Source organism: Stenotrophomonas sp. Y-13, from assembly GCF_046267925.1.
Lineage (GTDB): Bacteria > Pseudomonadota > Gammaproteobacteria > Xanthomonadales > Xanthomonadaceae > Stenotrophomonas > Stenotrophomonas acidaminiphila_A.
Window position 1 is genome coordinate 608657 of record NZ_CP176501.1, and the last position, 12756, is coordinate 621412.

12 protein-coding genes and 2 pseudogenes are annotated in these 12756 nt (G+C 69.6%); 11 read left to right on the top strand and 3 right to left on the bottom strand.

All coding sequences use genetic code 11. From position 1 onward, the window contains the following. Complete coding sequence (locus ACJ7VY_RS02630; protein WP_240213326.1) at positions 1–771, top strand: tetratricopeptide repeat protein; 771 nt, start codon at positions 1–3, stop codon at positions 769–771. Between the two features lie 79 nt (positions 772–850). On the opposite strand, the gene ACJ7VY_RS02635 is transcribed toward ACJ7VY_RS02630, so the two are convergent. Further along, positions 851–2074 carry a pyridoxal phosphate-dependent aminotransferase gene (locus tag ACJ7VY_RS02635; RefSeq protein WP_409476307.1) on the bottom strand — a complete coding sequence of 408 codons (1224 nt, stop codon included), beginning with the start codon at positions 2072–2074 and terminating at the stop codon, positions 851–853. 107 nt (positions 2075–2181) lie between these two features. On the opposite strand from ACJ7VY_RS02635, the gene ACJ7VY_RS02640 reads away from it, so the two are divergent. From ACJ7VY_RS02640 to ACJ7VY_RS02670, 7 genes and pseudogenes are all read left to right on the top strand, one after another. Then, a complete protein-coding gene (locus ACJ7VY_RS02640; protein ID WP_409476308.1) occupies positions 2182–4290 on the top strand; it encodes a S9 family peptidase in 2109 nt (702 codons plus the stop codon). Between the two features lie 14 nt (positions 4291–4304). Further along, positions 4305–4709: a YbaN family protein gene (locus ACJ7VY_RS02645; protein WP_409476309.1), complete on the top strand. Its 405-nt coding sequence runs from the start codon at positions 4305–4307 to the stop codon at positions 4707–4709. Positions 4710–4764: 55 nt separating this feature from the next. Continuing rightward, positions 4765–4965, top strand: coding sequence for an LPS translocon maturation chaperone LptM (lptM, locus tag ACJ7VY_RS02650; protein WP_104938012.1), 201 nt, complete (start codon positions 4765–4767; stop codon positions 4963–4965). Next, positions 4958–5809, top strand: coding sequence for a diaminopimelate epimerase (gene dapF, locus ACJ7VY_RS02655; RefSeq protein WP_293762212.1), 852 nt, complete (start codon positions 4958–4960; stop codon positions 5807–5809). Before lptM ends, dapF begins: the two co-directional genes overlap by 8 nt. Next, positions 5806–6483 carry a DUF484 family protein gene (locus ACJ7VY_RS02660; protein ID WP_409476310.1) on the top strand — a complete coding sequence of 226 codons (678 nt, stop codon included), beginning with the start codon at positions 5806–5808 and terminating at the stop codon, positions 6481–6483. Before dapF ends, ACJ7VY_RS02660 begins: the two co-directional genes overlap by 4 nt. A 13-nt stretch (positions 6484–6496) precedes the next feature. Continuing rightward, the gene (gene xerC / locus ACJ7VY_RS02665; RefSeq protein ID WP_313249328.1) at positions 6497–7387 is read left to right on the top strand and encodes a tyrosine recombinase XerC; all 891 of its coding nucleotides are present in this window, start codon (positions 6497–6499) and stop codon (positions 7385–7387) included. Between the two features lie 101 nt (positions 7388–7488). Continuing rightward, positions 7489–7893, top strand: a pseudogene (locus ACJ7VY_RS02670) (DUF1203 domain-containing protein); the annotation flags it as partial. An 80-nt stretch (positions 7894–7973) separates the two neighbouring features. Here ACJ7VY_RS02670 and ACJ7VY_RS02675 read toward each other — a convergent pair. Further along, positions 7974–8447 (bottom strand): CopD family copper resistance protein, encoded by a 474-nt coding sequence (locus tag ACJ7VY_RS02675; RefSeq protein WP_409476311.1) that lies wholly within the window; start codon positions 8445–8447, stop codon positions 7974–7976. 116 nt (positions 8448–8563) lie between these two features. Between ACJ7VY_RS02675 and hslV the strand changes: the two genes are divergently transcribed. Next, positions 8564–9115 carry an ATP-dependent protease subunit HslV gene (gene hslV, locus ACJ7VY_RS02680; protein ID WP_104938016.1) on the top strand — a complete coding sequence of 184 codons (552 nt, stop codon included), beginning with the start codon at positions 8564–8566 and terminating at the stop codon, positions 9113–9115. Between the two features lie 130 nt (positions 9116–9245). After that, positions 9246–10619: an ATP-dependent protease ATPase subunit HslU gene (gene hslU, locus ACJ7VY_RS02685; RefSeq protein ID WP_202626506.1), complete on the top strand. Its 1374-nt coding sequence runs from the start codon at positions 9246–9248 to the stop codon at positions 10617–10619. Positions 10620–10820: 201 nt separating this feature from the next. On the opposite strand, the pseudogene ACJ7VY_RS02690 reads toward hslU, so the two are convergent. Further along, positions 10821–11390: pseudogene (locus ACJ7VY_RS02690) on the bottom strand (TetR family transcriptional regulator); the annotation flags it as partial. 187 nt (positions 11391–11577) lie between these two features. Here ACJ7VY_RS02690 and ACJ7VY_RS02695 point away from each other — a divergent pair. Continuing rightward, positions 11578–12750, top strand: a complete 1173-nt coding sequence (locus ACJ7VY_RS02695; RefSeq protein WP_409476312.1) for an efflux RND transporter periplasmic adaptor subunit — start codon at positions 11578–11580, stop codon at positions 12748–12750. Positions 12751–12756: the final 6 nt, after the last annotated feature.

Below are 12756 nucleotides of genomic sequence, written 5' to 3' on the forward strand. Positions count from 1 at the left end.
ATGTCCCTGGTAGTAGGAAACGGGAGGCGCAATATGCTGGTGAATATGAAGCCATCGTTGTGGCTCCTGTTGATTGCAGGGGCGGTTGCCGCCGCGCATGCCCAGCCTTCGGTATCTGCGTCTGAAGATCCGGCGCCAGCCCTGGAGTGCAACGGGGCGGTCTACCGGTTTCTACCCGGAGAAGTCAATTATTGCCTTGCCCTCAAGATGTGGGAAAAGGGTGACTATCGGCGAGGTGAAGAGTTTCTGCTGCTCGCCGCGGGCTGGGGCAGCAAGCCCGCTCAATACTCCCTTGGCCTTGCCTATTTCAACGGCGAGGGAGTCGCGAAGGATCGACCCCTGGGCCTGGCATGGCTGACACTGGCTGCGGAGCGTGATGATCCGACATTCAAGGCTGTCATGAGATCGGTGTATGCCGCCATGCCGGTCGATGAGCGAGGCAGGGCGGAAGTGCTCTACGCCAAGCTGCGGGAGCAATACCGGGACGATGTCGCGGCGGTACGTGCCAAGACGAGGTACGACCGTGAAATAAGGGCGGTTGCCGGCAATGCGGCGTACAGCCCCCGGCTATGCATTGCCGGGCTTAACTCGGGCGCATTGGCAGGCGACGTTGACGCGGTCAGTCAATCATGTCCGCCTGCAACTCGGGCCGTGGAGACGCTCAACAAAATGTCGGAACAGTATTTCAAGGGATGGCGGAGTCGCGTGGATGTCGGTCCGTTGCAGGAAGTCAGGGAGCCCGAGGTGCGTCCCCATGATCCTGCAGGTTGATTCACTTGATCCCTGAGCGCTTTGGCATGCTGACGCACCGCGCGCAGGCCGGTTGGCGTGGGGCTGCTTTGACTCCCCCTCACTTCTGTTCACCCGCTCCTCGTCCCGGGCGCTGGGCCTTCCAGCGTTTCAGCCCGCGCGCGATCCGCGTCACCGCCTCCTGCAGCCGTGCCACGTCCTGGGTATAGGCGATGCGCACATGCTGGCGGGCGCGGTGGTGGCCGAAGTCCAGGCCCGGGGTGAACGCCACGTGCTCGGTCTCCAGGAAGTGCGCGCAGAACGCCTGCGCATCGTCGGTGAATGCGCTTACGTCGCAATACAGGTAGAACGCGCCCTGCGGCTCCACGTCGATGCGGAAGCCAAGGCTGCGCAGCGCCGGCAGCAGGTAGTCGCGGCGCTGGCGGAACTGTTCGCGGCGCTGCTCGAAGATGGCGATGGTTTCCGGCTCGAAGCAGGCCAGCGCCGCGTGCTGGGCCATCGACGGCGCGCTGATGTACAGGTTCTGCGCCAGCTTCTCCAGCTCGGGCACCGCCGCCGCTGGCGCCACCAGCCAGCCCAGGCGCCAGCCGGTCATGCCGAAGTACTTGGAGAAGCTGTTCAGCACGAACGCCTCGTCGTCCACTTGCAGCACGCTGGGCGCGTCGAAGCCGTAGGTCAGGCCGTGGTAGATCTCGTCCACCACCAGGTGTCCGCCGCGTGCCTTCAGCGTGGCCGACAGCGCGGCCAGCTGCGCGGCATCGAGCGTGGTGCCGGTGGGATTGGCGGGTGAGGCGACCAGCGCGCCGACGCTGTCATCGTTCCAGTGCCGCTCGACCAGCGCCGGGGTCAGCTGGTAGCCGCTGTCCGGGCCGGCCGGCACCAGCTGCGCGGCACCCTCGACCAGGCGCAGAAAATGGCGGTTGCACGGATAGCCCGGGTCGGCCAGCAGCCAGTGCCGGCCCGGGTCTACCAGCAGGCTGGAGGCCAGCAGCAGCGCGCCCGAGCCGCCCGGGGTCACCAGGATCCGTTCCGGGTCGATCTCCAGGCCGTAGCGGCCGCGGTAGAAGCCGGCGATGGCCTCGCGCAGCGCCGGCAGGCCGCGCGCGGCGGTGTAGCGGGTATGACCGGCGGCGAGCGCGGCCTGGCCGGCGCGGATGATCGGCGCGGCGGTGGTGAAATCGGGTTCGCCGATCTCCAGGTGGATCACGTCGTGGCCGGCCTGCTCCAGCGCATTGGCGCGGGCCAGCAGGGACATGACATGGAACGGGGCGATCTCGTGGCTGCGCCGGCTGTAGCCGGACGGGGTGGGGGCGGCGGTGTTCATCGCCGCCATCATAGGCCGCCGCGCGCAGGCCGTGCCCGCGGCGACGTCCATGGCACACTGTCGGCCATCGCCCGGGCGGCAACGTGTCCGTCCATGGAGCCCGTGCCGTGAAACCTGTCCTTTGCCTGTTGGTCGCAAGCCTGATGATGAATACCGCCGCCGCTTCCCCGCCCGTCCCCCCCGATGCCGAAAAGCGTCCCCACCAGGTCAGGGCGCCGTTCGGCGCGGTCCGCGAGGACGTCTACTACTGGCTGCGCGACGACGCACGCAAGGACCCGGCGATGCTGGCCTACCTCAACGCCGAGAATGCCTACACCGATGCGCTGATGGCGCCGCTCAAGCCGCTGCAGGACGCGCTCTACGCCGAGATCGTCGGCCGCATCAAGCAGGACGACGCCAGCGTGCCGTACCGCGAGCGCGGCTACTGGTATTACACCCGCTACGAGACCGGCAAGGACTACCCGGTCCACGCCCGCCGCAAGGGCGACATGCAGGCGCCGGAAGAGGTGCTGCTGGACCTGAACGCCATGGCCGAGGGCAAGGGCTACTTCGCCGTCGACGACATGGAAGTCAGCCAGGACAACCGCCTGCTGGCCTGGGCCGAGGATGACGTCGGCCGCCGCCAGTACGTGATCCGGTTCAAGGACCTTGCCACCGGGCAGCTGCTGCCGGACGTGATCCACGGGGTGTCGCCGAACGTGGTGTGGGCCGATGACAACCGCACCCTGTTCTACGTCGAGAACGACCCGGAGACCCTGCTCACGGTGCGCGTGAAGAAGCACGTGCTCGGCACCCCGGCCAGCAGCGACGCGCTGGTCTACGAGGAAGACGACGACAGCTTCTACATGGGCGTGGGCCGCACCCGCGACGACCGCTACATCACCATCGGCGTGGACAGCACCGTGTCCTCCGAGCTGCGCTACGCGCCGGCCGCCGACCCGGCGGTGTTCACCGTGCTGGCGCCGCGCGAGCGCGACGTGGAGTACGACGCCGACCATTTCGATGGCCGCTGGGTGATCCGGACCAATGCCGACGGCGCCAAGAACTTCAAGCTGGTCACTGCGACGGACGGCGCCACCTCGCGCGCGCAATGGCGCGACTGGGTGAAGCACGACCCGCAGGTGCTGGTGGAAGGCTTCGAGCTGTTCGACGGCTTCACCGCCATCGCCGAACGCGCCGAGGCGCTGGAGCGGGTGCGCCTGCTGTTCGCCGACGGCCGCAGCGAACTGGTCAGGGCCGACGAGCCGGCGTATTCGATGGGCCTGTCGGTCAACGCCGAACCGGACACCGACTGGCTGCGCTACAGCTACACCTCACTGACCACGCCGGCCACCACCTACGAACTGAACGTGAAGACCGGCGAGCGGCGCCAGCTCAAGCAGCAGCCGGTGATCGGCTACGACCCGTCGCTGTACCAGACCGAGCGGGTGTGGGTGACCGCGCGCGACGGCGCCCGGGTGCCGGTGTCGCTGGTCTACCGCAAGGGCTTCCGCAAGGACGGCACCGCCGCGCTGTACCAGTACGCCTACGGCAGCTACGGCATGTCGATGGATCCGTATTTCAACCAGAGCGTGGTCAGCCTGCTGGACCGCGGCGTGGTCTATGCCATCGCCCATATCCGCGGCGGCGAGGAAATGGGCCGGCACTGGTACGAGGATGGCAAGCTGCTGCGCAAGCAGAACACCTTCAACGACTTCATCGACGTCACCCGCGCGCTGGTGGCGCAGGGCTACGCGGCGAAGGACCGGGTGGCCGCGGCCGGTGGCAGCGCCGGCGGCCTGTTGATGGGCGCGGTCGCCAACCAGGCGCCGGCCGACTACCGGGTGATGGTGGCGCAGGTGCCGTTCGTGGACGTGGTCACCACCATGCTTGACGCCAGCATCCCGCTGACCACCAACGAGTATGACGAGTGGGGCAACCCCGAGCAGAAGCCGTATTACGACTACATGCTCGGCTACTCGCCCTATGACAACGTGCGGGCGCAGGCCTATCCGGCGCTGTTCGTCGGTACCGGGCTGTGGGATTCGCAGGTGCAGTACTGGGAGCCGGCCAAATGGGTGGCGCGCCTGCGCGACGTCAACACCGGCACCCATCCCATCGTGTTCCGCACCAACATGGAAGCCGGCCATGGCGGCAAGTCCGGCCGCTTCCAGCGCTACCACGAGCTGGCCGAGGCCTACGCGTTCGTGCTGTCGCAGCTGGACGTGGCGCACTGACGGCAGCGGCGTACGTGCCGGAGCCGCCCACCCCGCGCGGACCGCGCCCGCCACGCCTGCGCTGGGCGTGGTGGCTGCTGGCCTATGCCAGCCTCGGGGTGGGCATCGTCGGCATCTTCGTGCCGGGGTTGCCGACCACGGTGTTCGTGCTGATCGCGGCCTGGGCCGCCTCGCGCGGCTCCGCCCGGCTGCACCGCTGGCTGCTGTCGCATCCGCGCTTCGGCAAGGCCATCGCCGACTGGCAGGCGCACGGCGCGGTCAGCCGCAGTGGCAAATGGATGGCCACCCTCACCATGCTGGCCTGCGCGTTGATCATGTTGTGGTGCGTGCCGCTGGCCTGGGTGAAGGGGATTTCGATCGGCAGCATGGCCTGCGTCTGCACCTGGCTGTGGACGCGCCCGCTGCCGCCGGCAGAGTGAGCCCGGGTGCGTGGGCGCGCGGCTGTGTTGACCGCCGAGTGGATATACTCGGGCCATGAACAAGACGTCCCGCCTTCCGATGCTCGTTGCAGCCGCCTGTGCGCTGCTGGTCCTCACCGCCTGCGGCAACAAGGGGCCGCTGGTGATGCCGCAGAAGCCGGTGCCGGTGGAAGAGCAGGAAGTGAAGCCCGCCCCGCAGCCGCCGGCCGACGGCCCCGCACAGGACGCGAAGGCCGACGGCCACGACCATGAATAGGGCGGCCGCGCCGCGCCTGCGTTTCAGCAAGATGCACGGTGCCGGCAACGATTTCGTGGTGCTGGACCTGCGTGACGGCACCCCACCGCCCGATGCCGGGCTGGCCGCGCGCCTGGCCGACCGCCACCGTGGCGTCGGCTGCGACCAGATCCTGACCATCGAGCCGCCGCGCGCCGCCGGCTCGGTGGCCTCATACCGGATCTGGAACTCCGACGGCTCCACCTCCCAGCAGTGCGGCAACGGCGCGCGCTGCGTGGGCGCCTGGCTGGTACGCGACGGCGCGGCGCAGGGGGAGGAATTCCTGATCGACAGCCCGCTGCGCACGCATGTCGTGCAGCGGCTGGACGCCGGGCATTACGCGGTGGCGATGGGCCGGCCCGAGTTCGCGCCGGCGTCGATTCCGCTGATCGGTTTCCCGCGCGCGCGCGAGGAATACGTGGTGCCGCTGCAGGGCGAGAACGTGCGCTTCGGCGCGGTGTCGATGGGCAACCCGCACGCGGTGCTGGAAGTGGGCCTGATCGACGCCGCACCGGTGGAGCGGATCGGCCCGCTGCTGCAGCAGCATGCCTCGTTCCCGGAGTCGGTGAACGTCGGCTTCGCGCAGGTGCTGGACAGCGGGCATATCCGCCTGCGGGTGTTCGAGCGCGGCGTCGGCGAGACCCTGGCCTGTGGCAGCGGCGCCTGCGCCGCGGCGGTGGTGCTGATGCAGCGCGGCCGGCTGGCGCGCGATGCCGTGGTGTCGCTGCCCGGCGGTGACCTGCGCATCCAGTGGCCGGCCGATGACGCGCAGATCGTGATGTCCGGCCCGGCGGCCTTCGTATTCGATGGAGAGTGGATGGGATGAACGAAACCCTGGAGAAGATCGGCGCGCATGAAGTCGCGGCCTGGCTGCGGCGTCATCCAACCTTCCTCAAGCAGTTCCCCGACCTGGCGCTGACCCTGGTGGTGCCGCGCGATGACGGCCCGACCGCGTCGCTGGCCAGCTACCAGCTGGAAGTGCTGCGCGACAAGAACCGCGAGTTGTCGCGGCGGCTGGTCGAGCTGGGCACCAACGCGCAGGTCAACGAGCGCCTGGCGGTGCGCACCCACCAGCTGACCCTGGCGCTGATGCGCCAGGGCAACGCCGCCGACACCCTGCGCGCGATGGCCGCGTCGCTGGAGGAGGACTTCGCCGGCGACCTGGTGCGCATCGTCAGCCTGCAGCCGGTGGCGGAACTGGAACAGGCGCCATGGCTGCAGGTCATCGCCGCCGGCGACGCGCGGCTGGCGCCGTTCCACGACTGCCTGCAGGATGGCGAGCCGATCTGCGGCCGCCTGCAGCCGGAGAAGAACGAAGTGCTGTATGGCGAGCGGGTCGGCGAGGTGATGTCCACCGCGCTGCTGCCGCTGCCGGGGGTCGGCCTGATCGCCGTCGGCAGCCACGACCCCAACCGCTTCTATCCCGGCATGGGCACGCTGTTCCTGCGCATGATGGGCGAATCGCTGGTGGTGGCGCTGCAGCGGTTCCGCGCCGGCTGAGGTGGCCGCGGCGATGGACGCCGTCGAAGCTTTCCTGTCCTACCTGCAGGTCGAGCGGCGCATGTCCGCGCACACCCTCGATGCGTACCGGCGCGACCTCGCGGCGCTGGCGCAGTGGTGCGATGCGCAGGGGGCCGGCGAACCGCTGGCGCTGGCAACCGACCAGCTGCGCGCATTCATCGCCGCCGGGCACCGCCGCGGCCTGTCGCCGCGCAGCCTGCAGCGGCGCCTGTCGGCGATCCGCAGCTTCTACGCCTGGCTGCTCAAGCGCGGCGCGATCGGCAGCAGCCCGGCGGCCGGGCTGCGCGCGCCCAGGGCGCCGCGCAAGCTGCCGCAGGTGCTCGATGCCGACGAGGCGGTGCGCCTGGTCGAGCTGCCGACCGACGCGCCGCTGGGCCTGCGCGACCGCGCGCTGCTGGAACTGTTCTATTCCTCGGGCCTGCGCCTGAGCGAGCTGTGCGCGCTGCGCTGGCGCGATATCGACCTGGCCAGCGCGATGGTGCTGGTGCACGGCAAGGGCAACCGCGAGCGCACCGTGCCGGTCGGTTCGCACGCGCTGGCGGCACTGCTGGCGTGGCGCAAGGACAGTGGCGGCGGCAACGACGGCCCGGTGTTCCCCGGCCGCGGTGGCGGCGCGATCAGCCAGCGCGCGGTGCAGATCCGGATCAAGCAGCTGGCGCAGCGCCAGGGGCTGTTCAAGCACGTGCATCCGCACATGCTGCGGCACAGCTTCGCCAGCCACATCCTGGAGTCGTCCGGCGACCTGCGCGGCGTGCAGGAACTGCTTGGCCATGCCGACATCGCCACCACCCAGATCTACACCCACCTGGATTTCCAGCACCTGGCCAAGGTCTACGACGCGGCGCATCCGCGCGCCAAGCGGCGCAGCTCCCCGTCAGACTGAGCAGCGCTTCCGCACGGACGCAATGCCGCGTCTGGATAGGGCCGGCCGGGGTCCCATCGTGGCGACATCCTGCACGCCTGTCCCGCTTCCCGTTGAGCGCCATGGCCGCCTCCGTGCTTTCCGGCATCGATCCCGCATCGCTGCAGCCCCTGTTCGATCCCGATGACGCCGGGCTGGCGGCGCGCTATGCCGTGCGCCGCATCGCCGACAGCGCGCGCGGCTTCCCCTGTCGCGTCAGCCTGCGCGATGCCGCGGCCGGCGAGGAATTGCTGCTGGTGCCGTACTGGCACCCGCCCGCGGCGTCGCCATACCGCGCCGGCGGGCCGGTGTTCATCCGCCGCGGGGCGATGCCGGCGCGGTTGGCGGCCAACGAGGTGCCGCCGTATGTCGCGCACCGGCTGTTGTCGGTGCGCGCCTGCGACCCCGCCGGCTGCCGGGTGGCCGCCGAGGTGAGGGAGGGCGTGCAGGTGGGGGCGTGGCTGGGCAGCCAGCTGGACCATCCGGGCATCGCGCAGGCGCACCTGCACAGCGTCCGGCATGGCGGCTACCTGTGCCATGCCCGGCGTGCCGGCGCGGATCCGCGCACTCAGCTGAGATGGAACATCGCCTTGGCCAGCAGCACGATGCCGAGCATGTGGCAGAACACGCTGTGGTGGATGCGCCGGAAGCGGCGTTCGATGCGCGGACCGTCGCCGCGCGTGGCCATCGCCACGGCGAAGTGGCCGAGCACGCTCAGCGCCAGTGCGATCTTCAGCGTGAGCAGCAACGCGAAACGGCTGGCCAGCGGCTGCGCCAGCGCCATGCGGTAATGCCAGGCCATGCCCAGGCCACTGGCGTACAGCACCGCCAGTACCCACGGCATCACCCGGCGCGCGCGGCGGGCGATGGCCGCCTCGATGCGCTGCCGGGTCGCCGCCGATACCTGGGCCAGGGCGCTGCCGAGGATCAGCACCTCGAAGAACACCGCGCCGACGAACATCAGTGCGGCGAACAGGTGCGCGGTGAGCAGCAGCGGGTAGGGAATCACGGTGTTCCTCGGGTGGCCGGGCCACGCCGCCATGATGGTGGGGCCGCAGCGGCCGCCACTTGACCTGAATCAAGCTGTGCTGCCCGCGGGCGGCTGCTTGAACCGTCGGCCACTGCCCCCATTGTTGCCGGGACACCCCGGAGGCCCCAATGGATCCCAGCCAGAACCCGAATGTTTTCCACGCCACCACCATCTGCTGCGTGCGTCGCGGCGAGCACGTGGCGATCGCCGGCGATGGCCAGGTCACGCTGGGCCACACGGTGATGAAAGGCAATGCGCGCAAGGTGCGCCGGCTCGGCCGCGACGGCCAGGTGCTGGCCGGCTTCGCCGGCGCCGCCGCCGATGCCTTCACCCTGTTCGAGCTGTTCGAGGCCAAGCTGGAGAAGCACGGCCAGCTGACCCGCGCGGCGGTGGAACTGGCCAAGGACTGGCGCACCGAACGCCGCCTGGGCAAGCTCGAGGCGCTGCTGGCCGTGGCCGACCGGGAAACCTCGCTGATCATCAGCGGCACCGGCGACGTGATCGAACCGGAAGACGGCATCATCGCCATCGGCTCCGGCGGTTCCTACGCCCTGAGCGCGGCGCGCGCGCTGCTGGCGCATACCCAGATGGACGCGCGCGCGGTGGCCACCGAGGCGATCAACATCGCCGGCGGCATCTGCATCTATACCAATACCAACGTGGTGGTCGAAGAACTCTGAGGCACGTGCCGCATGCACCCATGAAGCCGGTGGGGCCGATGCGCGGCATCCCCGCGCTCATCGGTTCCGGCGTTCCGTGCAGCCCGCGACTTCCGCCACCCCCCGGCGCCCTCGTTTTCCAGGTAGAGCCATGACCCACAAGATCGAAGTTTCCTCCGCCACCATGACCCCGCGCGAGATCGTGCAGGAGCTGGACCGGCACATCGTCGGCCAGCACGACGCCAAGCGCGCGGTCGCCATCGCCCTGCGCAACCGCTGGCGGCGCATGCAGCTGCCGGCCGAGCTGCGCAACGAGGTGATGCCCAAGAACATCCTGATGATCGGCCCCACCGGCGTCGGCAAGACCGAGATCGCGCGGCGCCTGGCGACGCTGGCCAATGCGCCGTTCGTCAAGGTCGAGGCGACCCGCTTCACCGAAGTCGGTTACGTCGGCAAGGACGTGGAGCAGATCATCCGCGACCTGGCCGACACCGCGGTCAAGCTGTACCGCGAGCAGGCCAAGGTGCGGGTGCGCACCCAGGCCGAGGAGAAGGCCGAGGACCGCATCCTCGACGCGCTGCTGCCGCGGCGCAGCGTCGGCATCGGCTTCGATGCGGAGGCCGCGCGCAACGAGCCGTCGGCGGCCGACAGCGAGACCCGCATCAAGTTCCGGCGCATGCTGCGCAACGGCGAGCTGGACGAGCGCGAGATCGAGCTGGAGATGTCCGCCAACGTGAGCATGGACATCATGACCCCGCCGGGCATGGAGGAAATGGGCCAGCAGCTGCGTTCGATGTTCGCCAATCTGGGCGGCGCCAAGTCGAACAAGCGCACGCTGACGATCAAGGCCGCACGCCCGCTGCTGGTCGAAGAGGAGGCCGGCAAGCTGGTCAACGAGGACGACATCCGCACGGCCGCGATCGAGGCCTGCGAGCAGCACGGCATCGTGTTCATCGACGAGATCGACAAGGTCGCCAAGCGTGGCGACAACGTGGGTGGGGGCGATGTTTCGCGCGAAGGCGTGCAGCGCGATCTGTTGCCGCTGGTGGAAGGCTCCAACGTGTCCACCAAGTACGGCACGGTCAAGACCGACCACATCCTGTTCATCGCTTCCGGCGCGTTCCACCTGGCCAAGCCCAGCGACCTGATCCCGGAGCTGCAGGGGCGCTTCCCGATCCGCGTCGAGCTGGGCGCGCTCAGCAAGAACGACTTCGTGCGCATCCTTACCGAGCCGAAGGCGGCGCTGACCAAGCAGTACGAAGCACTGCTGGCCACCGAGGGGGTCAAGGTGAGCTTCACCGCCGACGCCATCGAGCGCCTGGCCGAGATCGCGTTCCAGGTCAACGAGCGGCAGGAGAACATCGGCGCCCGCCGCCTGCACACGGTGCTGGAACGGCTGCTGGACACGCTCAGCTACGAGGCGCCGGACCGCGACGGCGAAACCCTGGCCATCGACACCGCTTACGTCGACCGGCACCTGGGCGAACTGGTGCAGGACCCGGACCTGAGCCGCTACATCCTGTAACCCCACCGCCTGTGCGACGACGGCGCCCCCTGTGGGCGCCGTCGTCGTTCCGGGCGCCGCCAGGGCGGGGCGTAAGGTATCCCAGCCCGCGCTGTCCTCGTGCGCCGGGAACACGCCCGGCTGGAACACCCCCTCGCGGACGTAGGCCTGCAGCACCACGTCCATCACCATCAGCCCGTCGCGCTCCAGGTCGTACTCTTCCGGCTGCGCCATGGCGTTGTACAGCGCGCCGGTCAGGCTGATGTGCAGCATGCGGCTGGCGGTGGCCGCGTCGACCCCGGGGCGCAGCTGCCCCAGTTCGCGCGCGCGCTCCAGGGTGCGGGTGACCATGTCCAGCTCCTCCTGCGAGTTCTGGCGCTGCATCGCCTGGATGCTCAGGCTTTCGCTGGACTGCTCGCTGCGCAGCAGGATCTCCATCAGGCTGCGTTGCCGCGGGTCGCCGGCCAGTTCGGCGAGCGAAACGCGGATGACCTCGCGCAGGTCCAGGATCGGCGTCTGCCGCTGCGGCGCGTAGGTGCGCTGCAGGCGCTGCACGAACGGCATGCGGTCGCGCTCGATCATCGCCTCCAGCACTTCGGTCTTGTTCCGGAAATGCCAGTACACCGCGCCGCGGGTATAGCCGGCGCGGGTGGCGATCATCGCCAGCGTGGTGCCGACCACGCCGTGTTCGTGGAAACAGGCGATCGCCGCGTCGAGGATGCCCTCGCGGGTCGCCTGTGCGTCCTCTTTGCTCTTACGCGCCATCGCAGTGCCGTTGCACACAACTGACATGAAACATGTCTGAATTCTACCAATTTACAAACAGACATGCATGTATGTATCCTTCCGCGCTCTTTTGCCGTCATTCGATCGCGGTAACGTGCGCAGGCCCTTCCTGTGCGCCGCCGCGGGTGGCCGCCGTCCAGGGCGGGCCGGCCCGGTCGCATGGCTTCCTTCCTTACTGCCGAGTTTCCCCGCCATGAGTCGATCGATTCTCCGCCCCGTCCTCCTGTCGCTGCTGGTCGCCGGCGCACTGGCCGCCTGTGGCGGGCAGCCGCCGCAGCAGGGTGGTGGCCCCGGGCAGGTCACCGTCGTCACCCTGAAGGCCGAGCCGGTCACCCTGACCCGCGAACTGGTCGGCCGGGCCACCGGCTACCAGGTGGCCGAAGTGCGGCCGCAGGTCAGCGGCATCGTCGCCCGGCGCCTGTTCACCGAGGGCAGCGTGGTCAAGCAGGGCCAGCCGCTGTACCAGCTCGACGACGCCGCCTACCGTGCCCAGGCCAACAGCGCGCGGGCGCAGCTGGCGCGCGCCGAAGCCAGCGCCAACGCCGCGCGGCTGGCCGCGCGGCGCAGTACCGAGCTGGTCAAGAGCCGGGTGATCAGCGTGCAGGACGACGAGAACGCGCAGGCGGCCTGGAAGCAGGCCGAGGCCGACGTCGGTGCCGCCCGCGCCGCGCTGGACGCGGCCAACGTCACCCTGGGCTATGCCCGCATCACCGCGCCGATCAGCGGCCAGATCGGCAAGTCCAGCGTCACCCAGGGCGCGCTGGTCAGTGCCGGCCAGGCCGAAGCGCTGGCCACCATCAACCAGCTGGACCCCATCTACATCGACGTCAGCCAGTCCTCGGCCGAGCTGCTGCAGCTGCGCCGCGAGCTGGCCGCCGGGCGCCTGCAGGGCGCGACCGGGCTGCCGGTGGACATCGTGCTGGAAGACGGCAGCACGTACGCGCACAAGGGCACGCTGGAGTTCTCCGAGGTCAGTGTCGACCCCGGCACCGGCAGCTATGGCCTGCGGGTGCGGGTGGACAATCCCGAGCAGGTGCTGATGCCGGGCATGTTCGTACGTGCGGTGCTGGGCAGCGGCGTGCGCCAGGACGCGCTGCTGGTGCCGATGCAGGGCATCACCCGCGACCCCAAGGGCAATGCGAGCGCGATGGTGGTCGATGGCGAGGGCAAGGTCGCCCAGCGCGCGGTCACCGTCAGCCGTGCCATCGGCGACAAGTGGCTGGTCGAGGACGGCCTGAAGGCCGGCGACAAGGTCATCGTCGAGGGCCTGCAGAAGATCGGCCCGGGCATGCCGGTGCAGGCCACCGAGAAGGGTGCCGAGCCCGCCAAGCCCGCGGCGCCCGCCGCACCGGCCGCCCAGCAGTAAGCGGAG